16 protein-coding genes are annotated in these 20,684 nt (G+C 70.9%); 8 read left to right on the top strand and 8 right to left on the bottom strand.

Going from position 1 to position 20,684, the window contains the following annotated elements; translation table 11 throughout:
- Window position 1: 1 nt before the first annotated feature.
- Window positions 2-1,216: a sensor histidine kinase gene (locus tag IE307_RS09910; protein ID WP_191297539.1), complete on the bottom strand. Its 1,215-nt coding sequence runs from the start codon at window positions 1,214-1,216 to the stop codon at window positions 2-4.
- Window positions 1,213-1,902: a response regulator transcription factor gene (locus IE307_RS09905; RefSeq protein WP_191297538.1), complete on the bottom strand. Its 690-nt coding sequence runs from the start codon at window positions 1,900-1,902 to the stop codon at window positions 1,213-1,215. Before IE307_RS09905 ends, IE307_RS09910 begins: the two co-directional genes overlap by 4 nt.
- A 133-nt stretch (window positions 1,903-2,035) precedes the next feature.
- Here IE307_RS09905 and IE307_RS09900 point away from each other — a divergent pair, with 133 nt between their 5' ends.
- The 4 genes from IE307_RS09900 to IE307_RS09885 are packed head-to-tail and all read left to right on the top strand — an operon-like array spanning window position 2,036 to window position 6,717.
- Complete coding sequence (locus tag IE307_RS09900) at window positions 2,036-3,232, top strand: ABC transporter ATP-binding protein (protein WP_191297537.1); 1,197 nt, start codon at window positions 2,036-2,038, stop codon at window positions 3,230-3,232.
- A 10-nt stretch (window positions 3,233-3,242) separates the two neighbouring features.
- A complete protein-coding gene (locus IE307_RS09895; RefSeq protein ID WP_191297536.1) occupies window positions 3,243-4,523 on the top strand; it encodes an ABC transporter substrate-binding protein in 1,281 nt (426 codons plus the stop codon).
- A complete protein-coding gene (locus IE307_RS09890; RefSeq protein WP_191297535.1) occupies window positions 4,520-5,815 on the top strand; it encodes an ABC transporter permease subunit in 1,296 nt (431 codons plus the stop codon). The genes IE307_RS09895 and IE307_RS09890 overlap by 4 nt, the downstream gene beginning before the upstream one ends.
- The gene (locus IE307_RS09885) at window positions 5,812-6,717 is read left to right on the top strand and encodes a carbohydrate ABC transporter permease (protein WP_191297534.1); all 906 of its coding nucleotides are present in this window, start codon (window positions 5,812-5,814) and stop codon (window positions 6,715-6,717) included. Before IE307_RS09890 ends, IE307_RS09885 begins: the two co-directional genes overlap by 4 nt.
- 10 nt (window positions 6,718-6,727) lie before the next feature.
- Here the strand turns inward: IE307_RS09885 and mycP are convergent, their stop codons facing one another.
- The 5 genes from mycP to IE307_RS09860 all read right to left on the bottom strand — a co-directional run bounded on the left by mycP (window position 6,728) and on the right by IE307_RS09860 (window position 12,329).
- On the bottom strand, window positions 6,728-8,134 hold the full coding sequence (gene mycP / locus IE307_RS09880) for a type VII secretion-associated serine protease mycosin (protein ID WP_191297533.1): 1,407 nt from the start codon (window positions 8,132-8,134) through the stop codon (window positions 6,728-6,730).
- A gap of 91 nt (window positions 8,135-8,225) precedes the next feature.
- The gene (locus tag IE307_RS09875) at window positions 8,226-9,188 is read right to left on the bottom strand and encodes a PfkB family carbohydrate kinase (RefSeq protein WP_268250349.1); all 963 of its coding nucleotides are present in this window, start codon (window positions 9,186-9,188) and stop codon (window positions 8,226-8,228) included.
- Window positions 9,181-10,557, bottom strand: coding sequence for a purine-cytosine permease family protein (locus IE307_RS09870; RefSeq protein ID WP_191297532.1), 1,377 nt, complete (start codon window positions 10,555-10,557; stop codon window positions 9,181-9,183). Before IE307_RS09870 ends, IE307_RS09875 begins: the two co-directional genes overlap by 8 nt.
- 37 nt (window positions 10,558-10,594) lie before the next feature.
- Window positions 10,595-11,590, bottom strand: a complete 996-nt coding sequence (locus IE307_RS09865; protein ID WP_191297531.1) for an ADP-ribosylglycohydrolase family protein — start codon at window positions 11,588-11,590, stop codon at window positions 10,595-10,597.
- Window positions 11,591-11,594: 4 nt separating this feature from the next.
- Complete coding sequence (locus IE307_RS09860) at window positions 11,595-12,329, bottom strand: GntR family transcriptional regulator (RefSeq protein WP_191297530.1); 735 nt, start codon at window positions 12,327-12,329, stop codon at window positions 11,595-11,597.
- Window positions 12,330-12,478: 149 nt separating this feature from the next.
- Between IE307_RS09860 and IE307_RS09855 the strand changes: the two genes are divergently transcribed.
- Window positions 12,479-14,617 (top strand): putative bifunctional diguanylate cyclase/phosphodiesterase, encoded by a 2,139-nt coding sequence (locus IE307_RS09855; RefSeq protein ID WP_191297529.1) that lies wholly within the window; start codon window positions 12,479-12,481, stop codon window positions 14,615-14,617.
- An 18-nt stretch (window positions 14,618-14,635) separates the two neighbouring features.
- Here IE307_RS09855 and IE307_RS09850 read toward each other — a convergent pair whose 3' ends face one another.
- Entirely contained in the window at window positions 14,636-15,637 is a 1,002-nt protein-coding gene (locus IE307_RS09850) for an ABC transporter substrate-binding protein (protein ID WP_191297528.1), read from the bottom strand.
- A 349-nt stretch (window positions 15,638-15,986) separates the two neighbouring features.
- On the opposite strand from IE307_RS09850, the gene IE307_RS09845 reads away from it, so the two are divergent.
- Genes IE307_RS09845 through IE307_RS09835 form a run of 3 tightly spaced genes read left to right on the top strand, consistent with a single transcriptional unit; the run spans window position 15,987 to window position 20,670 of the window.
- Window positions 15,987-17,807, top strand: coding sequence for a laminin G domain-containing metallophosphoesterase family protein (locus IE307_RS09845; RefSeq protein WP_191297527.1), 1,821 nt, complete (start codon window positions 15,987-15,989; stop codon window positions 17,805-17,807).
- Window positions 17,808-17,853: 46 nt separating this feature from the next.
- Window positions 17,854-18,432: a TetR/AcrR family transcriptional regulator gene (locus IE307_RS09840; protein ID WP_229904561.1), complete on the top strand. Its 579-nt coding sequence runs from the start codon at window positions 17,854-17,856 to the stop codon at window positions 18,430-18,432.
- 9 nt (window positions 18,433-18,441) lie between these two features.
- Window positions 18,442-20,670, top strand: coding sequence for a molybdopterin-dependent oxidoreductase (locus IE307_RS09835; protein ID WP_191297526.1), 2,229 nt, complete (start codon window positions 18,442-18,444; stop codon window positions 20,668-20,670).
- Window positions 20,671-20,684: the final 14 nt, after the last annotated feature.

The following is a 20,684-nucleotide window of genomic DNA, read 5'->3' as shown; positions in this document are numbered from 1 at the left end:
CTCAGGGGTGGCCGTGCCACAGCCGCCACGCGCGCGGGCTCGCCGGTTCGTGGTGGCTGTCGGCCTCCCCGAACCGCAATCGCACCCGTGCGCCGCCGAGCCGTCCGCGCTCGAGGTGGATGGTCCCGCCGGTCGCTTCCGCCGCCGCCCGCGCGATGTCGAGCCCCAGCCCGGTCGACCCGGCTCCGCTGCTGCCGCGGTGCAACGCCGAGGACGGGTCGGCGACGCCGGTGCCGCCGTCCTCGACCACCAGGGTGACCCACCCGGCGTGCCGCACCACCGACACCCCGACCGGTGCGGCGGGAGGCGTGTGCCGGAAGACGTTCTCCAGCAACGTGTCCACCACCGCGCCCAGGGCGTCCGGCGCCAGCGGCACCCAGCAGGGCTCACCGACGTCGATCTCGCACAACCGGCCCTGGTCGGCGGCGTGGGCAGACCAGAACGCCATCCGCGACTCCACGACCGCCGTCACGTCGCACGTGCCGGCCGCCTCGCCCTCGGTGGGCTGCAACGACTGGATGATCCGGTCGACGTCGTGGCCCAGCGTGCTGACGGCGCTGCGAATGCGGTCCGCGACGGGCCCGGACCCCACCGCGTCGGCGTCCAGCCGCAGGGCCGCCAGCGGGGTCCGCAACCGGTGCGAGACGTCCGCGATCATCTCCCGTTCCTTCGCGAGCAGCTGCGAGGTCCGCGACGAGGCCTCGTCGATCGACTCCGCCAGCGCCTCCAGCTCGCGCGGCCCGCGCAGCCGCACCCTCCGCCCGACCGACGACGACAGGTCCCGCAGCGCCGCCAGCACCGGTGTGAAGGGCCTGTGCCCCCACCACACCGCCACTCCCAGCGCCACCAGGGCGATCCCGGTCACCAGCAACACCGCGAGGAACGGGAACGGCACCGCCGCGGGCACCACGGAGACCACGGCGCCGCCAGCGGAAGCCACCGGCGTGCCACCGCCGGCGCCGAGCCGGGTGCCGTCCTCGAGCACGACCGACAACCGCCCCTCCGCACCGGCGGCCGTGCGCGCGATCGTCCCGCGGACCGCGTCGGGATCCGAGGACACCGCCAGCACACCGGCGACCACGGCGGCGTCCCGCCGGTCGGCCGCGGCGGCGGTGGACGCCGCGTGCGAGTGGAGCAGAAACCCGGCGGTGGCCACGAAAACCACGGCGACCAGCCCGGCGGCGAGCAGCAGAGCGCGGGTGATGACCGCCCTCATTCGGGCGCCGCCAGCTTGAACCCGACGCCCCGGACCGTGTGCAGGTAACGGGGATGGGCCGCCGTCTCGCCGAGCTTGCGCCGCAACCACGACGCGTGGACGTCGATCGTCTTGTCATCACCGACGTACGGATTGCCCCACACGGCCTGGATGAGCTCACGCCGCGAGATCACCCGCCCCGGCCGTTGCGCGAGATAGGTCAGCATGTCGAACTCCCGCCTGCTCAGCGCGAGAGCGGTGTCGCCGAGCGTGGCCGCCCGCTGGGCGAGGTCGATGCGGAGTTCGCCCAGGGCGACGAGGTCGGCGGAACCGGCCGGGCCGGCGGTGCCGGTGCGGCGCAGCAGCGCGTTGATCCGCGCGGCCAGGTGCTCGGCCGAGAACGGCTTCACGATGTAGTCGTCCGCGCCCGCGTTCAACGTGCTCACGACCGAGCTCTCGGCACCGCGCGCCGTCGCCACGATGACCGGCACGTTGCTCACCCCGCGCAGCATCCGCAGCGCCGCGACGCCGTCCAGGTCCGGCAGCCCGAGGTCGAGGATGATCAGGTCGAGCTCCGAGGTGCCCGCCTCGCGCAACGCGGCCACGGCGGTGCCGACGGCCTGCACGACGTGCCCGAGGTCGGTCAGCGCGTGCACGAGCGCCGCCTGGACCACCGGGTCGTCCTCGACCACCAGCACCTTCGACATGCACGCAGCGTAAGCAGCGAACCCGTCGATTGGGAGAGGTGTCGCGCGCTTATCTCGATCGTGCTTCGTCCTTAAATCTCCCTTAGGACTGACGGCCCTACGGTCTGCAGTCACACCGAACCGGGGAGTGGGCGTGGCAGAAGTCGTTCTGACGGGACTGGGCAAGGCCTACGGTGACGGCACCCGTGCCGTCACCGACCTCAACCTGGAGATCCGCGACGGCGAGTTCCTGGTGCTCGTGGGCCCGTCGGGCTGCGGCAAGACGACGGCGCTGCGCATGATCGCCGGGCTCGAGCAGATCACCGGGGGCACGATCCACATCGGCGAGAAGGTCGTCAACGACGTGCCGTCCCGTGACCGCGACGTGGCGATGGTGTTCCAGTCGTACGCGCTCTACCCGCACCTGAACGTGTTCGACAACATCGCGTTCGGCCTCACGTTGCGCAAGCTCCCGAAGACCGAGATCGACCACCGCGTGCGCGAGGTCGCCGAGGTGCTCGAACTGACCGAGCACCTCGGCCGCTTGCCGCGCAACCTCTCCGGCGGGCAACGCCAGCGCGTCGCCATGGGCCGGGCGATCGTGCGGGCGCCGCAGGCGTTCCTGATGGACGAGCCGCTGTCCAACCTGGACGCCAAGCTGCGCGTGCAGATGCGGGCGCAGATCGCGCGGATCCAGCGCGAGATCGGCGTGACGACCGTGTACGTCACGCACGACCAGACCGAGGCCATGACGCTCGGGGACCGCGTCGCCGTGATGCGCCGCGGTCTGCTGCAGCAGGTCGGTCCGCCGCAGGAGCTCTACGACCGGCCGGTCAACCTGTTCGTCGCGGGCTTCATCGGCTCGCCGGGCATGAACCTCGTGTCCGCGAAGCTCAGCACGGACTCCGACGGCCGGTACTGGGTCTCGCTGGGCTCCGACGCGTTGCTGCTGCCGGAGTCCGTGCTGCACCAACGTCCCCAGCTCCAGCAGTACGTCGGTGGTGACGTCGTGGTCGGCATCCGGCCGGAGGACATGGAGGACACGGCCCTCGCCGACGCCCGCGAGGGCGAGATCCTCCACTCCGTCGCCGACCTGGTCGAAGCCATGGGGTCGGACGTGCTCGTGCACTTCCCGGTCGACGTCCCGCCCGTCGTCACCGACGACACCCGCGAACTGGCGAAGGACGCCGGCACCGACGACCTGCCCGGCGTGAAGGGCAAGGGGACCGTCCTCGTCGGACGGTTCAGCCCGCGCACCCGCATCTACGAAGGACAACCCGTCGCCGCCTGGGTGGACACCTCCCGGCTGCACTTCTTCGACCCGGCCACCGGGTCCTCGATCTGGAAGTAGGAGAGCTTCAATGGGGAAGCAATGGATCGCGCTGCTCGCACTCACCGCCGCCGCGTGTTCCGGTGGTGCGGCCGGAACCGGGACTTCTGAGGACCTGAAGGGCCAGACCGTCGAGGTCGTCGGGCCCTGGACCGGCGACGAGCAGAAGAACTTCGAGCAGGTGCTGAAGGTCTTCACGGACAAGACGGGCGCCGAGGTCAAGTACACACCCGCCGGTGACGAGCTGCCGACGGTGGTGCAGACCAGAATCTCGGGTGGCACACCACCGAACGTCGCGCTCATCGCCCAGCCCGGCCTCGTCGCGCAGTTCGCCAAAGCCGGCGCTTTGAAGCCCGTGAACGCCGACGTCGAGAAGGCCGTCACCGACCACAACGCCGCGGTGTGGAAGCAGCTCGGCAGCGTCGACGGCAAGCTCTACGGCTTCACCTTCAAGACGGCCAACAAGTCCGCGTTCTGGTACAGCGAGAAGGCCTTCCAGCAGGTCGGCGCGACGCCGCCGAAGACGTGGGACGACCTGATCTCCACCAGCAAGGCCATCTCCGAGACCGGGCTCGCGCCGGTGTCGGTCGGCGGCGCGGACGGCTGGACGCTGACCGACTGGTTCGAGAACGTTTACCTGCGCACCGCGGGCCCCGACAACTACGACAAGCTCGCGAAGCACGAGATCCCGTGGACCGACCCGACCGTGCGCAAGGCGCTGGAGGAGCTGGCGAAGCTCTGGGGCGACCCGACCCTGATCGCGGGCGGTGCGCTGCAGACCGAGTTCCCGAAGTCGGTGATCAACGTCTTCGGCGAGCCCTCCACCGCCGCCATGGTGTTCGAGGCGGACTTCGTCGCGAGCATCATCACCACCAACACCAAGGCGAAGGTCGGCCAGGACGCCAAGTTCTTCCCGTTCCCGTCGGTCGCGGGCAGCAAGGACGCCGTCGTCGCCGGTGGTGACATGGCCGTGCAGTTCAAGGACGACAAGGCGACCACCGAGCTGATGAAGTTCCTGGCCTCGCCGGAGTCCGGCAAGGTGTGGGCCGAGCTGGGCGGGTTCCTCTCGCCCAACAAGGACATCCCGGAGACCGCCTACCCCGACGTCGTGACGCAGGACCTCGCCCAGCGGATCGTGGACGCGGGCGACAACGTCCGGTTCGACATGTCCGACCTCGCGCCGGCCGCGTTCGGCGGCACGAAGGGCGCGGGGGAGTGGAAGGACCTGCAGGACTTCCTGGCCGACCCGAAGAACGTCGACGGGATCATGGCTCGGCTGGAGGCCAATGCGGCGAAGGCTTACGGAAAATGAGGCTTCGACCGAGCGTGGACGCCGCGCCGGGGCGCTCGCCCCGGCAGGCGATCCCGTTCCTGCTCCCCGCACTGGTGGTGCTCGCGGCACTGGTGCTGTACCCGCTGGTGTTCTCGCTGATCCGCAGCTTCTTCGACGCCTCGGGTGAGAAGTTCGTCGGCCTGGGCAACTACGTCGAGACGTTCACCGACCCGCGCACGCTGATCGCCTTCCGCAACAACGTGATCTGGGTGGTGGTCGCCCCGGCGGCCGTCACCGGCATCGGCCTGATCCTCGCCGTGCTGACCGAACGCATCAGGTGGGCGACGGCGTTCCGGCTCGTGCTGTTCATGCCCATGGCGATCTCGTTGTTCGCCTCGGGCATCATCTTCCGGCTCGTGTACGAGGAGGCGCCGAACCAGGGCGTCGTGAACGCGGCCCTGGTCGGCGTCCACGACATCTTCAGCCCGGCCTCGCAGTACCCCGGCGCGCGACCGCGTGACGGTTACGCCGCGACGGAAGCGGGCTTCACGGCGATCAGGCCGTCGAGGGCGGGCGACACGATCACGGTGCCGCTCATCGGCCATCCGCCGCAGGACGTGCCCCCGCAAGCGCTTCCGGCCTCCCCGCCGACCGCCGGCGCGGGGGAACTGCGGGGCGTGCTCTGGCTCGACGTGTCCATCGGTGGCAGGGCGGGCGCGGTCGACCCGACCGAACGCGGCCTGCCCGGCGTCGCCGTGGAGGCCGTCCGGGACGGGAAGGTCGTCGCCCGCACCACGACCGGCGACGACGGCAGGTTCACGTTCCCGGACCTCGGTGCGGGCGACGTGACCGTGCGGCTGCCCCCGGAGAACTTCGCGCTGCCGTTCCGCGGGCTGACCTGGCTCGGGCCGTCGTTCATCACCCCGGTGATCATCTCGTCCTGGATCTGGATCATGACCGGGTTCGCGATCACGTTCATCGCCGCGGGCCTCTCCGCGATCCCGCGCGACGCGCTGGAGGCAGCGAGGGTCGACGGCGCGACGGAGTGGCAGGTGTTCAAGCGCGTCACCGTCCCGCTGCTCTCGCCGGTGCTGCTGGTGGTGTTCGTGACACTCGTGATCAACGTGCTGAAGATCTTCGAGCTGGTGTTCGTCATCGCGCCGGGCTCTGTGCAGTCCGAGGCCAACGTGCTGGCCCTGCAGATGTGGCAGGTGTCCTTCGGCACGGGCGGCGACCAGGGGGCGGGCAGCGCGCTAGCGGTGATCCTGTTCCTGCTGGTAGCCCCGGCGATGCTGTTCAACATCCGCCGATTCCGACGGGAGCGGTCGTGACTGCTGTAGCCGACGAGGTCCGCATCGACGTGCCGGTCTCGGGCACACCGAAGCGGGGCGTGCTGACGAGGGCCGTCTCCCGGCTGGGCAACGGTGTCGTGCAGGTGGTGCTCGCCCTGGTGGCGGTGTTCTGGCTGGTGCCGGTGTTCGGCCTGCTGATCGCGTCGTTGCGCGACGAGTCGGCCAACACCGCGAGCGGCTGGTGGACCGTGTTCACCAGACCGGCCGAGCTGACGCTGGAGAACTACGCCGACCTGGTCGCGAACCAGGCGGTGTGGCAGTCGTTCCTCAACACCTTCTACATCGCCGTCCCCGCAACGGTTCTGGTCGTCGTGATGGCGTCGCTGGCCTCGTACGCGCTGGCGTGGATCGAGTTCCCCGGCCGCGAGACGCTGACGGTCGTCGTGGTCGGGCTGCTGGTCATGCCGATCCAGGTGGCGCTGATCCCGGTGGCGAAGCTGTTCGGCGCGCTCGGCCTGTTCGGCACGATCACCGGCGTGGTGCTGTTCCATGTCGCGTTCGGCCTGCCGTTCGCCATCTTCCTGCTGCGCAACTTCTTCACCGGCATCCCGCGCGACCTGATCGAGGCCGCGCGGATGGACGGGGCGACGGAGTGGGTGATCTTCAAGCGGGTGATTCTGCCGGTGGCGAAGCCGGCGATCGCCTCCCTGACGATCTTCCAGTTCCTCTGGGTGTGGAACGACCTGCTGGTGGCGCTGGTGTTCGCGGACCAGGACTCGGCGCCGATCACGGTGGCGCTGCGGGCCCAGCTGCGGCAGTTCGGCACGAACATCGACATGTTGTCGACCGGTGCGTTCCTGTCGATGATCGTGCCGCTGGGTGTGTTCCTGGTGTTCCAGAAGTACTTCGTGCAGGGGGTGCTGGCGGGCTCGACGAAGTGAGGCCGCGGGGTCAGCGACGTCTGCGGTTGATCGCGTTGCGCACGAGCAGCGTCAGCATCAGCAGCCCGAAGCCGATGCTGATGCCGCTCAACGCCACGATGATCGGCGGCTCGTCGAGGCCCGGCGGCGGGGTGACGGTCGTGACCAGTTCCCTGGGGTGCGGCGGTTGGTAACCGGGGGACTCCGCGGGCAGCACGGCGGTCAGCGCGGCCACGGGGTTCACCATGCCGAAGCCGGTCTTGTGGTCCCTGCCGGACACGTTGCCGGGGTGCAGCGCGGTGGCCGTGAGCCGGTTCATCACCTGGCGCGCCTTGAGGTCCGGGAACCGCTCGCGCACCAGTGCGGTGATGCCCGCGACGTACGGGGCGGCGAAACTCGTCCCCTGGATCTTCTGCACGCCCTCGGCCTTCACGTTCGCGTTGGTCAGGCCGGTGCCCTTGGGGTCGACGGAGATGATCTCCTCGCCCGGCGCCGCGATGCTGACCCACGGGCCCCAGACGCTGAAGCCCGACACCGCGCCGGAGCGCGCGATCGACGCCACCGAAAGCACGTCGTCGGCGAACCACGCGGGCGAGGAGACCGAGTTGACGTTCGCCGGGTCGAGGTTGTTGTTCTGCATCGGACAGCCGGCCTTGGCGTCGAGGTTGCCCGCGGCGGTCACGACGACGGAGTTCTTGACGTCGACCGCGTATCGGATCGAGGCCTGCAGTGCCCGGTCGTCCGCGCTGAAGTCCTTGGGGGTGTTGCAGTTCGTCAGCGAGATGTTGATGACGCCCGCGCCCTGGTCCGCGGCACGCACTACGGCCTGCGCCAGCGTCGAGACCTTGCCGGCGGACGCGCGCTTCTCCCTGGTGGCGTCGCCCTTGAACTCGAAGCGGTCGCTGGTCTGGCGGATCGCGAGGATCGTCGCTCCCGGTGCGGCGCCGACGAAGTCGCCCTCGGTCCTGGCCGCCGCCGCGACGCCCGCCACCTCGGTGCCGTGGCCGTCGCAGTCGTCCGCGCCGTTCTTGTTGCCGCTGACGTACTCGCCGGCGGGCACGACCCGGCCGGCGAAGCGCGGGTTGCGCGGGTCGACGCCCGTGTCGATGATCGCGATCTTGACGCCCTTGCCGGTCGCGAACCGGTGCGCCTGCTCCAGGTTCAGGTGCACCTGGCCCCAGGGCATGTGCTCGATCAGCTCGTTCTTGGTGTCGGACCCGACGCAGCCCTTGGCGGTCGGCTCGTACGGGACGTCCGGCGCGCCCGTGTCCCGCGGCGGCGGGGTGCCGGGCGGCAGGGCCGGCGGCACCGAGTTCGGCAGCACCTCCGCGGCGGGCGGCGGTTGCGCGGAAGCGGGTGGAAGCGCTCCCGCGAGGAGCATTGTCGTGATGGCCGCCGTTGCCGAGGCACGGCGGAACCCTCTGGTAACGATCTTCACCTGTGACCCCCCGGTCCACACCCACCGACCCCCGATCGGTGGGGTCAGAGTGGACCACAGGAAGGCTTGAAACCGCAAAGGTTGTTGTGCCTCAACCTGAAGCGGATTTCAGGTGGTCGGCGTCGCGGAGGAACGCGTCGAGCTCGGCGGTCGCCGGCCCGGTGGCCGGACCGGGCCGGGTGACGGCCACGGCCGCGGCCGCGTTGGCTCGCCGTGCCGCCTCGAACGGGGGCAGACCGGCCGCGAGTGCCGAGGCCAGCACCCCGGCGTGCGCGTCACCGGCGCCGTTCGTGTCGACCGCGTGCACCGGGAAACCCGGTACCCGCAGCGGTTGCACGCCGATCGGCTCGCCGGCGAGCCAGCAGCCCACCGCGCCGTCGCGGACCACGACGAAACCACCGGGGCGGACGCGCGGGACGAGGGCGGCCGCGGCGGCGGCCGGGTCCCCGGCGCCGGTCATGATCGCCGCTTCCCGCGCGTTGGCGCTGAGCACGTCGGTGCGCCGCAACGTCGTGCCGAGCACCGCCGGGTCGAGCGAGCCGACCAGCGGCGACGGGTCGGTGATCACCCTGGTGCCGGCGGGCAGGCCGGGCAGCCAGTCCGCGAGCGCCGCCGCGTTGACCGGGTGGGCCAGGCTGTAGCCGGACACGTGGACCAGGTCGTGCCCGGTGACCGGCACGCGGTCGAGGTCCTCGCGGGTGAGCCGGCCTTCCGCGCCGACCGTCGTGACGAACGTGCGTTCGGCGGTCGCGTCGACCAGGGCGACGCAGTAGCCGCTGTCCACTTCGGACAGTCCGCTTTGGATCACGAGTGCGCCGCTCTCGTCCAGTGCCGCGCGCACGATGTCGCCCATCGGCCCGGTGCCGTACTGCCCGGCGAACACCACGGGCAGTCCCGTTCGCTGCGCAGCGACGAGCGTGTTGAGCCCACCGCCCGCGGTCATCCGCGAGGCTGAGGCGATGATGTCGCCGCCGGGTTCGGGGAGCCGGTCCACGGTCATCACGATGTCGACGATCACGTTGCCGGTCGAGATCAGCCGGGCGGAGTCAGTCACGGGCACCGCCCAGGGCGAGGTAGCCGGCCGCAGCGACGACGAACGTGACGATCCAGCCGATCGAGCTGAAACCGTTGGCGAGCAACAGGTAGCCGATGACGAGGGCGACGGCCCAGGCCGAGGTCGCACGCCACTCCACGCCGCCGCGGTACCAGTAGGCGCCGCCGCGGGTCATGTCGAGCAGGCCCGCCGGGTCGTAGTGGCGGCGCTTGATCATGTCGACCAGGAAGACGCCGAGCCAGGCCGTGATCGGGATGGCGAGCAGGGAGATGAAGCTGATGAACGGGCCGTAGAAGTTGTCGGCCACCAGCATGAAGTAGATCGCGCCGAGGAACGTGACGGTCACGTCGAGCGCGACCGCGTACACCCGCGGCACCCGCACGCCCAGGGTGAGCGTCGTCAGCCCGGCCGAGTAGACCGACAGGTGGTTGGACAGCAGCAGCCCGCCGAACGCCGCGATCAGGTACGGCACCGCCATCCACGACGGCAGCAGTTCGCGGATCGCCGCCACCGGGTCCGACGCCGAGGCGAGGGAGTCGTCGCCCGCCGTGAGCAGGGCGCCGAGGCCGATCAGCAGCACCAGCGGGATCCCGGCGCCGGCCGCGCTCGCGCTGATCAGGCGGCCCGCCCGGACGCTCGTCTTCTGGTAGCGGGCCATGTCCGCGCCCGCGTTGGCCCAGCCGATGCCCGTGCCACCCGCGATCACGCCGATTCCCGCCAGCACGGCGGTGAACGGGCCCGCGGGCATCGCCGCGACGGCGCTCCAGTCCACAGTGGCCACGAGCACGGCGCCCACGACCACGTTCAGGGCACCGAAGATCCACGTCGCCCACTTCTGGATGACCAGGATCGCCGCGTGGCCGAGGCCGGAGACCAGCAGCGTGCACAGCTCGAACACCAGGATGGCGACGATCGTGAGCACCGGCACCGACTTGGCGTCCGTCGCCGTGCCGAAGGCGATGGTGAACAGCGACAGCAGCACGAACGCGCCGGTGGTGGTGTTGACCGTCTCCCAGCCGAGCCGCGAGGCCAGCGCGACCAGGGTCGGCCCGGCGTTGCCGCGGGTGCCGAAGACCGCGCGGGACAACGTCATGCTCGGCGCGCCGCCTCGCCGTCCGGCCACCGACACGACACCGACCACCGCGAACGATCCCGCCGCGCCGACCGCGGCGACGACGAGCGCCTGCCAGATGTTGAGGAACTGGAACGCGACCAGGGTGGCGCCCAGCGGCAGGCCGAGGATGGAGATGTTGGCCGCGAACCACACCCAGAACAGCTGCAGGGGGTTGCCGTTGCGGTCGGCGGTGGGCACGGGCTCGATGCCGCGCTGTTCGACGGCGCTCAGAGCGCCGCGGGTGGCTGTGGACATGACGGTCTCCAGACGACGGTGACGGAAACGCTGGGCTTTACGGCCTTCCTCGGAGGGCGAGCAGCTTGGTGACGAGCGGGGCGAGCGCGAGGTCGTTGACCTTCTCGACGGTGGCGATCGCGTCGGTCGGCCAGACCGAACCGCCGTGAGTCGCGCCGAGGACCGCTCCCGCCATGGCGGCGATGGTGTCGGTGTCGCCACCGAGGCCCGCGGCCTGGCAGAGCGCGTCCCACGGGTCGTCGGCCAGCGCCGCCAGCGCCAGCGCGGCGACCACCGACTCCTGTGCGGCCACGGACGTGCCGACGACGTCGATCAGCGCCGTCTCCCGGTCAGCGGGGCGGAGGGACGCGAGGTGGGGGAGCGCCCACCGCAGGCGTGCCGCGATCGACCCGCCCGCCACCCAGTACCCGCGCCGCCCGCCCTCGTCGGCCGCGGCGATGGCGACCTCGACGGCTTCGGGCAGGCTCGCCCCGCCCACACCCGCGCTCACCGCGGCACCGACGGCGGCCGCGGCGGCGATGCCGAGCCCCGTGTTGTGCGTGGGCGCGCTGGTGCGCGCGACGACGTCCACAAAGGACTTCAAGTCCGAGGCGTCGGCGGCTATTCCGACCGGGGTGATGCGCATGGCGGCGCCGTTCGTGGCACCGGTCCTGCCCGCCTCGTCCGCCGGGACGCCGGCCTCCAGCCGGGCCAGCGCCGCTTTCGTGGACGGTCCGAGCAGGTCGAGCGACCCGCGTTCGCGCATCCGGGTCTCCCAGGCCAGCAGCCGCCGAGCCAGCTCGACCGGGTCGACCACGCCGTCGCCCTCGACCAGCAGTTCGGCGAGCAGCACGGCCTGCTCGGTGTCGTCGGTGATCGACCCGGCGGCCATCCCGGCGGCGATGCGCTGCCGCGGCCCGGCGTCGAGGAGCCCGGTGATCGGTCCGTGGTCGGCGAGGATCTCGGCGCGGGACATCGACTGGGTCGGCATGCCCAGCGCGTCACCCAGTGCCAGCCCGCGGAAGGCCGCCAGCGCGCGGTCGGAGGTGCTCATCGGCTCAGCCCCCGAAGCTCACGTGCAGGCGGAACCGGGTGGGGTCGAGCCAGCTCACGACCTTCTCGACGAAGTTGCCGTCCGCGTCGCGCGCGATCCGGGTCGTGTGCAGGAACATCTCGCCCGGCTCGCGCCCGAGCAGGCGTGCGTCGGACTCGCCGAGCGCGGCGACCGCGATCCACTGATCTCCGCGAGCGGGGACCAGCCCGGCGGCCGTCATCGTCTCGGCCAGCGAGTCGTCGGTGAGCCCGTCCTCGGGAACCCGTGCGATCGGGCCGAGCGCGGGCACCCGGCTGCGTTCCAGCGACACCGCGGTGCCGTCGCCGACGAGCCGGCGGATCCGGTCCAGCGCCAGGAACTCCATGGAGCCCGCGCCCACCGTGGCCGCCAGGTCGGGGTCGACCACGCGTTCCATCCGGACGACCTCGGCGCGGGTGTGGATGCCGGTCATCGCGAGAGCGAGGCCCCAGCTCGGCGACTCGTTCAGCTCCCGGCCGTCGAAGGTGACGAACGACCCGACGCCGGTCTGCGTCTCGATCAGGTTGTCCCTGGCGAGGCCCTCCAGCGCGCCGCGGATGGTGCTGCGGCTGACGGAGAACCGCCGCGCCAGCTCGTTCTCGCCCGGCAGCAACGACCCGGCCGGGTGCTCGCCCGATCTGATCGCCTCGCGCAGCCGGTCAGCGACCTCCTGCCGCTTGAGCGACGATCGAGCGCGAGCGGCACCGGCCTCGTTGTCCATACAGCGAACGTACCTGTCTGGTACCTGTACGGTCAATGACTCGATGTGCCCGCCTGCGGTCAGGCACCCGAACGGCGGCTGTACGGTGACTGATTTTCCGCAGATAGTGCATTCTTTGTCGGACTGGACGGCCGAGTCACCTCGAATCCATGGGGGCATCAGGTGTGGCGGGTTCGCACGGTTCCGGTGCGAAGGCGACGAGACCGGTGAACCGCGCGCCCCGTGATCCGTCGCGCACGGTTCGATTGCTCACCAACGTTTTCGCGTGGCTGGGCGGCGCCGCACTGGTCGGCAACCTGCTCCTGGCCGGAGACGGGGTCGTTCGGTCAGCCCTGGCCGCGGTGGTCGTGCTCGTGCTGGGCTCGTGGTGGCTGCGGCCGCGGGGCGACGGCTGGCTGGTCGCGGTCGTCGAAGGGGTCGCCACGGCCGGCGCGGTGATGGTCCTGCCCGCCGCACAGCCCGTGCTCGCGTTCCTGTTCGGCGCGACGACGCGGCGTGCGTTGCACGGCGGTCCCGGGCGGTACCCGGTGAAGTCGCTCGTGGGCCTGGGCGGCTACGTGGTCGGGCTATGCCTGTCGTTGTCCCGGACCGACCAGGTCGACCCGGACGTGGTGATGGCCGCGGTCATGCCGTTGCTGGGCCTGGTGATCGGGACGTTCGCCCTGCACGAGACCGTCCGCGCGGCCGGCGCGGAGCAGGCCGCCCGCCGGACCGTGGGGGCGTTGCTCGAGGCGACCCCGGTGGGCCTGGCCCTGCTCGACGAGCGGGGGACTCCCCGGCTGCACAACCTCCGCGCCCGCGAGATGTTCGGCTGGGACGGCGGCAACGCCGCAGGGAGCACGGTGCCGTGCCCGCACGGCGCCGGGATCACCGGCTGCCGCGACGGGTGCGCGTCCGCGGAGGACCCGGTCGAGGTGGAGCCGCGCAACGGCCTGGTGCTCTCCGTCCACACCGCTCCGGTCGAGCAGGACACCGGGCCCGACCACGTGGTGGTCGCCGCCGTGGACGTCAGCGGACGCCGGCGGTGGGAGGAGGCGTTGCGCGACAGGGCGGAGCGCGACGAGCTGACCGGGCTGGCCAGCCGGGCGCACTTCCTGCACCTCGTGCGGGAGGCCATGGCCGTCGATCCCGTCGTCGGGCTTCTCGTCGTGGACCTGGACAGGTTCAAGGACGTCAACGACGCCGACGGTCACGAAGTGGGCGACCGGTACCTCAAGGCCGCGGCCGCCCGCATGCGTTCCGCGCTGCCCGCCCGTGCGGTCGCGGGACGGCTTGGCGGCGACGAGTTCGCCGTGCTCGCTCCCGGCTTCGGCGTGCGGGACACCGTGCGACTCGCGAAGTCCGTGCTGCGGAGCCTGAACGACACCGCGGAGCCGTTCGCGGCGAGCGTCGGCGCCGCGGTGTCGCAGGCCGGTGTGGACGCCGCCGACCTGCTCAGGGACGCGGACACCGCGATGTACGTCGCGAAGCGGGACGGCGGGAACCAGGTCCGCCAGTTCCGGCAGGAGATGGGGGAGGAGGCGCTCGCCCGGCAACGCGACAGGGCCGACCTGCGCACCGCGATCGAGGACGACCAGCTCGTCGTGCACTACCAGCCGATCGTCGACCTCGCGACGAGCGCGGTGACCGGCGCCGAGGCACTGGTCCGGTGGCAGCGTCCTGGCGAGGGACTGCTGGGACCCGACGCGTTCATCGGCCTGGCCGAGGAGACCGGCCTCATCGTGCCGCTCGGCCAGAAGGTGCTCGAAGCCGCGTGCGGCCAGGCCGTGCGCTGGAAAGCCGAAGGGCGTTCCCTGGGGGTGACGGTGAACGTCTCCACGCGCGAGCTCGCGACCCCGGGCTTCCTGCAGCGGCTGGAGCGGGTCATCACCACCGCGGGGCTGACGCCGAGCCGGTTGACCGTCGAGGTGACCGAGAGCGTGTGGGCCGACGAGCCGGCGATGCGGAGCCTGGTGGCCGTGCGGGAGGCGGGGATCCGCGTGGCGCTGGACGACTTCGGCACCGGCTACTCCTCGCTGAGCTACCTGCAGCGCTACCCGTTCGACGTCGTGAAGATCGACCGCTCGTTCACCGGGGCACTCGGCAGGAACGGCCGCACCGAGGGCGTGATCCGGTGCATCATCGCCCTGGCCGAGGTCCTGGGCGCGAAGACGGTCGCCGAAGGGGTCGAGACGCCGGACCAGGCGGACTGGCTCCGCGACGCCGGGTGCTCGTACGCGCAGGGGTACCTCTTCGGGAAGCCGGCGGACGCGGCCGAGTGGAACGCGCGGTCGTCCACCGGCTGGTGACCCGCGCCGGTCAGATGATCATCTGTCTCCGCTCCTGACCAGCATCGGCTCGATGTCGAGGTCGGTCTGCAGCAGCCCGTAGGTCTTCATCAGGGTGGCGACCCGCTGCAGCCGGGTGGCGTCCAGGGAGGTCGGGAACTGGCCGAGGTTCACGAGCTTGGACGTGTCCCTGTCCACACCGGCGTATTCCGGGAGAAGGGCCTGGACCGTGGCGCGGTCCGAGGCGTCGCGCTGTCCCTTGGCCATCGCGCGCTGGAATGCCGCCACCGTTCTGGGGTTCTGCTCGACGAACTTGCCGGTCGTGCCGTACCCCGCGATGGGGATGCCGCTCGTGGGACCGGAGGCCGCGTCGAGGATCGCGATCTGACCGGAGTTGCGTTGCGCCCTGGTGATGAACGGCTCGCTCATGAACCCGGCGTCGACGACGTTCCGCTCGATCGCCGCCTCCATGTCGGGCATGGGCATCGCCTTGAGCGTGACCTTCTTCGGATCGATGTTGTTGGCTTCCAGCACTGCTTTCGTGGTCAGTTCGGAAATGTTGTTGAGGGTGTTGATCGCGATGGTCTTGCCCACCAGATCCGTCAGTGACCTGATCGATCCGTTCCCCTTGACGAGGATCAGGAACATCCCGGGCTTCGCCTGGTAGGCATCGGAGATCAGCTTGATCCCGCCCACGTCCTTCGCGGTCTCGTCGGACTGCGCGGCGATGAACGAGACCCAGTTGCCGAAGGTGATGTCCAGGCTGCCCTTGATCAGGCCGGGGATCGCGGCGGCGCCACCCTGCACGACGACGGTCTCGACCTCGAGGCCCTCTTTCTCGAAGTAACCGTTCTTCGTCGCGATGTGCAACGGCGCCACGTCGACGACCGGCAGCACGCCCACCTTGATCCTGATCTTCTCGACCTCCGGGGGCGATGAGGTCGCCAGAGGTTGTTCGCCTTCCATGAAACCGCAACCGGAAACCGCCGCGAGCACGGCGGCAGCGGACAGGAGACCTGCGATCCGGCGCCTAGCAGCCATCTGAATTCTCCCGGTGAAATGGAATAGGTGCTCTCAGTGGAGATTCTGGGCGCGTCGAACGGGCGAATGACTTCCGCCATTCGACGTTGTGGTGATCTCTGAATCGAAGATTCATTTCTCGTTTCGCGGCCATCTTTGCACGAGCGTCAAGATGGTTGATCCGAGTGAATTGAATGGCGTTTCTTCCGTTGGGTGGAACCTCTCTTGTCGCGCGATCGGCCGCTCTGGTAGCCGCCCTGAGAGAGCGCTCCCAAGACTTCAGGCCGCGTGCAGCAGTTGTTCAACGTCCAGCCCGGCTGGAATTGGCAGGCTGTCCGCATACCGCAGAGCCGCCAGGGAGCAGGACGACATGGCAGAGAACCCCGCACTGGGCCGCCGCACGCTGTTGCAGGCGGTTTTCGCGGCACCGGCAGCAGCCGCGCTGGCGGGAACGCCTGCCGCCCAGGCATCACCCGAGGCGGCTCCGCCCGCAGACGGCGCGCGGTTCACGATCGCCGTGCTGCCCGACACGCAGTACCTGCTGGACGAGGGCGGCTCTGACCCCGAACCCGTGCGGGAGGCGTTGCGCGCCCTCGCGAAACGGCGCCGTGAAGCGAACATCGTCTTCATGGCGCACCTCGGTGACGTGACGGAGCACGGCACCGAACGCGAGATGCGGCTCGCCGACCAGGTCTTCGGCGCCATCGGCAACCAGGTGCCCTACAGCGTGCTGGCCGGCAACCACGACGTGTCCGGCGACGACCAGCGCGGCCCCACGCCGTACTCGCGCACCTTCGGCCCTGAGCGGTTCGCCGGGATGAAGACGTTCGGCGGCTTCGCGCCCGACGGCTACAACAGCTTCCACGTCATCACCGCGGGCGGCCGTCGGTGGCTGCTGCTGGCGCTGGACTGGCGCGTGTCGGACAAGGGGGTCCAGTGGGCGCAGAAGGTGCTCGACGAGCACCGCGCGCTGCCCACGATCCTCACCACCCACGACCTCGTCGGCGGCTCGCCGCAGGCCGCGTTGTCCGAGCACGGGAAACGCCTGTGGGACAACCTGATCCGGCGCAACGACCAGATCTTCCTCACGCTCAACGGCCACTACTGGCCGTCCGGCCGGGTCACGCTCACCAACGACCACGGCAACCCGGTGCACCTGCACATCACGAACTACCAGGAGCGCTACTACGGCGGCGCGGGCATGGTCCGCTTCTACTCGTTCGACCTGGCCCGCAACGTGATCGACGTCGAGACCTTCTCGCCGTGGCTGCTGAACCGCCGCACCACCCTGCCGGAAGCCGAGACGGCCGAGATCAGCGGCGAGGCCGACAGGTTCACCGTCGAGATCGACTTCCGCGAGCGCTTCGCCGGCTTCGCCCCGCCCGCGGTGCCCGACCCCCGGCCGGCCCGCGCGGTGCTGGTGCGGGGCACGGCCGCGTACTGGCGGTTCGACCAGGAAGGCCTCTCCGCCGCGACGCCCGGTCCCGTGCCGCCCGGCACCGTCGCGCGCGACCTGACCGGCAACGGCAACGACCTCACCGTCCACCACCTGAACGCGAGCGCACCGGACGTCCTGACGTGGTCGCGCGAGCACCACGACGCCCAGCCCGCCCACGCCAGCCTCGACTTCGCCGGTGGCAAGGGACCGGACCGGGGCGCGATCCTGCGCACCTCGCCCAGCGCGCCGCTCAACAGCAAGAAGTTCGAGTCCGGCTACACCATCGAGACGTTCCTCAAGCTCCCGAGCCCGTTCGCCGGCGACCACGCCTTCATGGGCGTGCTGAGCTGGGAGGGCCGCGCGGGCGACGCGGGCAAGCACAGCGGGTGGTCCGACGACGAGCCGACGTGCAGCCTCAACGTCTCCGGCGAGCGCTTCCTCCAGTTCGTCGTCTACCCGGTCCCGGTCGACGCCGACCCCACCTCCTGGAGCCACGCGATCCCGGTCGGCCGCTGGACCCACGTGGCCGTCGTCAACGACGGGCGCCGCACCACGATGTACGTCGACGGCGCGAAGATCGCCCGCAACGCCGCCGAGGACTCGCGCGGCATCACCACGCAGGGCAGGCCGTTCGTCATCGGCGCCACCCAGTTCGCCCTGCGCTATGGCCAGGGCTTCTACGGCGCCATCGGTGACACGCGGATCGTCGGCAGGGCACTGCGTCCGAACGAGTTCCTCACCGCGCTCCGCTGACAGGGGACTATGGTCTCTGCCATACTCCAGACTCAGGTGAGGAGGAGTGGTGGTCGAACAGGGCAGGCGGCGCACCAAGCAGCGCATGCTGGACAGCGCTGTGCTGTTGCTGCGCGAACGCGGCGCGGCCGGTGTCACGGTCGACGCGGTGCTGGCCCACAGCGGCGCCCCGCGCGGCTCCGTCTACCACCACTTCCCCGGCGGCCGGAACGAGATGGTGCTCGGCGCCGTCCGCCAGGCGGGCGACTACATCTCGGCGATGGTCAGCGAGGCGGCGGCCGACGGTGACGTGCGGGTGATGGTCGAACGGCTCGTCGCGTTCTGGAAGCGCTCGCTGACCAGGACCGACTACCGGGCGGGCTGTCCCGCCGCGGCGATGGCGATGGACAGCCGGGACGTTCCCGACGCCGCCGATCTCGTGCGGGACATCTTCGTCCGGTGGCAGTACGGGATCGCGGAGGCGTTGTCCGGCAACGGCTTCGAGTCGTCACGCGCGCAACGGCTGGCGACGGTGGTCGTGTCCGCGATCGAGGGCGCGATCATCCTCTGCCGCGCGCACCGCGACCTCGGGCCGCTCGACGACGTGCTCGCCGAGATCGCACCCCTGCTGGAGCGACGAGACTAGGAGCCGACCGTGTGGAAGCCCAGTGCCTGCATCCTCTGCGAGTGCAACTGCGGGATCGAGGTCCTCGTCGGCGACGACGGCAGGTCGTTCGACAAGATCCGCGGTGACAAGCTCCACCCCGCGTCCGCCGGCTACACCTGCAACAAGGCGTTGCGGCTCGGCCTGCACCAGAACGGCGACACCGGCCGGATCACGCACCCGTTGCGCCGCAAGCAGGACGGCACGTTCGAGGAGATCGGCTGGGACACCGCGATCAGCGAGATCGCGGCCAGGCTGGGCGAGGTCCGCGACGCGTTCGGCGGGGAGACGATCTTCTACTACGGCGGCGGAGGCCAGGGCAACCACCTCGGCGGCGCGTACTCGCCCGCCACCCTCGCCGCCTTCGGCGCGCGGTACCGCTCGTCGGCGCTCGCACAGGAGAAGACCGGCGAGTTCTGGGTGAGCGCCCGCATGCTCGGCAACATGACCCGCGCGGACTTCGAGCATTGCGAGGTCGCGCTGTTCGTCGGCAAGAACCCCTACCAGTCGCACGGTTTCCCGCGCGCCCGGTCGGTGCTGAAGGAGATCGCCAAGGACCCCGCCCGGTCGATGGTCGTGATCGACCCCGTGCGGACGGAGACGGCGGAGCTCGCCGACTTCCACCTGCAGGTCAGGCCCGGCACCGACCTCTACCTGCTGACCGCGCTGGCCGCGGTGCTCGTGCAGGAGGACCTTGTCGCCGCGGACTGGCTCGCCGCGCACGCGGACGGCCTCGACGCCGTCACCGCCGTCCTGCGGCAGGTGCCGGTGGCCGAGTACTGCGCCGTGGCCGACGTGGACGAGACGCTGGTCCGCGCGGTCGCCACCCGGATCGCCGCCGCGGACTCCGTCGCCGTGTTCGAGGACCTGGGCGTCCAGATGAACCGCGACTCCACGCTGGTGAGCTACGTCGAGAAGCTGGTCTGGCTGCTCACCGGCAACTTCGGCAAGCGGGGCGCCCAGTACGTGCCCTCCAGCCTGGTGCCGATCGGCCGCGACCGCGGGCACGCCGGCGACGAGGGCCCGCGCAGCCCCGTCGCCGGCGCACGGATCATCAGCGGCCTCGTGCCGTGCAACGTGATCGCGGAGGAGATCCTCACCGACCACCCGGCCCGCTACCGCGCGATGCTGGTCGAGAGCGCCAATCCGGCGCACTCGCTGGCCGACTCGGCGCGGATGCGGGAAGCGCTCGCGGCACTGGAGCTCGTCGTCGTCATCGACGTCGCCATGACCGAGACCGCGCGCCTGGCCGACTACGTGCTGCCCGCGCCCACGCAGTTCGAGAAGTTCGAGGCCACGTTCTTCAACTTCGACTTCCCGCGCAACGTCTTCCACCTGCGGCACCCGGTCGTGGCGGCACCGGACGGCGTGCTGTCCGAACCGGAGATCCACGCCCGTCTGGTCGAGGCGTCCGGCGCGCTCACCGAGGCCGACTACGCACCGCTGCGCACGGCGGCGGCCACCGGACGCGCCGAGTTCGCCCAGGCGTTCCTCGGCGCGCTCGCGGATCCGGTGAAGCGGCGGCTCGCGCCCGTCCTGCTGTACCGCACGCTCGGCCCGACACTGCCGCACGACGCCTCGGCGGCCGCGGTGCTGTGGATGGCCGCGCACGAGTGCGCCCGCAAGAACCCGGCCGGTGTCGAGAAAGCCGGGTACGGCACCGGTCTCGCGGCGGGGGAGAGGCTCTTCGAGGCCATCGTCGACGGCGCGCACGGCGTGCACATCACCGACGACGAACAGGACGCGTCCTGGCAGCGCGTGCCCAGGGGCCGGATCAACCTGGACGTGCCGGAACTGCTCGCCGCGGTCGCCGCGCTGGGCGCCAGGCCCGTGCCGAGCCAGGACGAGGACTGGCCGTTCGTGCTGTCCGCGGGCGAACGACGGGCCTTCACCGCCAACACGATCATGCGCGACCCCACCTGGCGCCGCCGCGACCAGGAGGGCCGCCTGCGCATCAGCGTCACCGACGCGCTGAAGCTCGGCGTCACCACGGGCGACCAGGTCCGGCTCACCACCCGTCGCGGCAGCGCGGAGGTCACCGTGGACACCACCGAGACCATGCGCTCCGGCCACATCTCGCTGCCCAACGGCTTCGGGCTCACCGTGCGGGAACGCACCGGCGTCGCCCCCAACGAGCTCACCGCCGCCGAGGACCGCGACGAGTGGGCGGGAACCCCGTGGCACAAGCACGTGCCGGCCCGCCTCGAACCGCTCGGATGAGGTCTACCTTGTCG

The organism is Lentzea cavernae (assembly GCF_014653695.1).
Lineage (GTDB): Bacteria > Actinomycetota > Actinomycetes > Mycobacteriales > Pseudonocardiaceae > Lentzea > Lentzea cavernae.
This window is presented reverse-complemented; position numbering and strand designations above follow the sequence as displayed.

What these genes read in the sequence shown, in the direction of transcription:
- IE307_RS09895 (WP_191297536.1), top strand. Translation starts at nt 3,243, where the DNA reads ATGGGGAAGCAATGGATCGCGCTGCTCGCACTCACCGCCGCCGCGTGT.
- IE307_RS09850 (WP_191297528.1), bottom strand. Translation starts at nt 15,637, where the DNA reads ATGGCTGCTAGGCGCCGGATCGCAGGTCTCCTGTCCGCTGCCGCCGTG.
- IE307_RS09870 (WP_191297532.1), bottom strand. Translation starts at nt 10,557, where the DNA reads ATGTCCACAGCCACCCGCGGCGCTCTGAGCGCCGTCGAACAGCGCGGC.
- IE307_RS09845 (WP_191297527.1), top strand. Translation starts at nt 15,987, where the DNA reads ATGGCAGAGAACCCCGCACTGGGCCGCCGCACGCTGTTGCAGGCGGTT.
- IE307_RS09860 (WP_191297530.1), bottom strand. Translation starts at nt 12,329, where the DNA reads ATGGACAACGAGGCCGGTGCCGCTCGCGCTCGATCGTCGCTCAAGCGG.
- IE307_RS09855 (WP_191297529.1), top strand. Translation starts at nt 12,479, where the DNA reads ATGGGGGCATCAGGTGTGGCGGGTTCGCACGGTTCCGGTGCGAAGGCG.
- IE307_RS09865 (WP_191297531.1), bottom strand. Translation starts at nt 11,590, where the DNA reads ATGAGCACCTCCGACCGCGCGCTGGCGGCCTTCCGCGGGCTGGCACTG.
- IE307_RS09890 (WP_191297535.1), top strand. Translation starts at nt 4,520, where the DNA reads ATGAGGCTTCGACCGAGCGTGGACGCCGCGCCGGGGCGCTCGCCCCGG.
- IE307_RS09905 (WP_191297538.1), bottom strand. Translation starts at nt 1,902, where the DNA reads ATGTCGAAGGTGCTGGTGGTCGAGGACGACCCGGTGGTCCAGGCGGCG.
- IE307_RS09910 (WP_191297539.1), bottom strand. Translation starts at nt 1,216, where the DNA reads ATGAGGGCGGTCATCACCCGCGCTCTGCTGCTCGCCGCCGGGCTGGTC.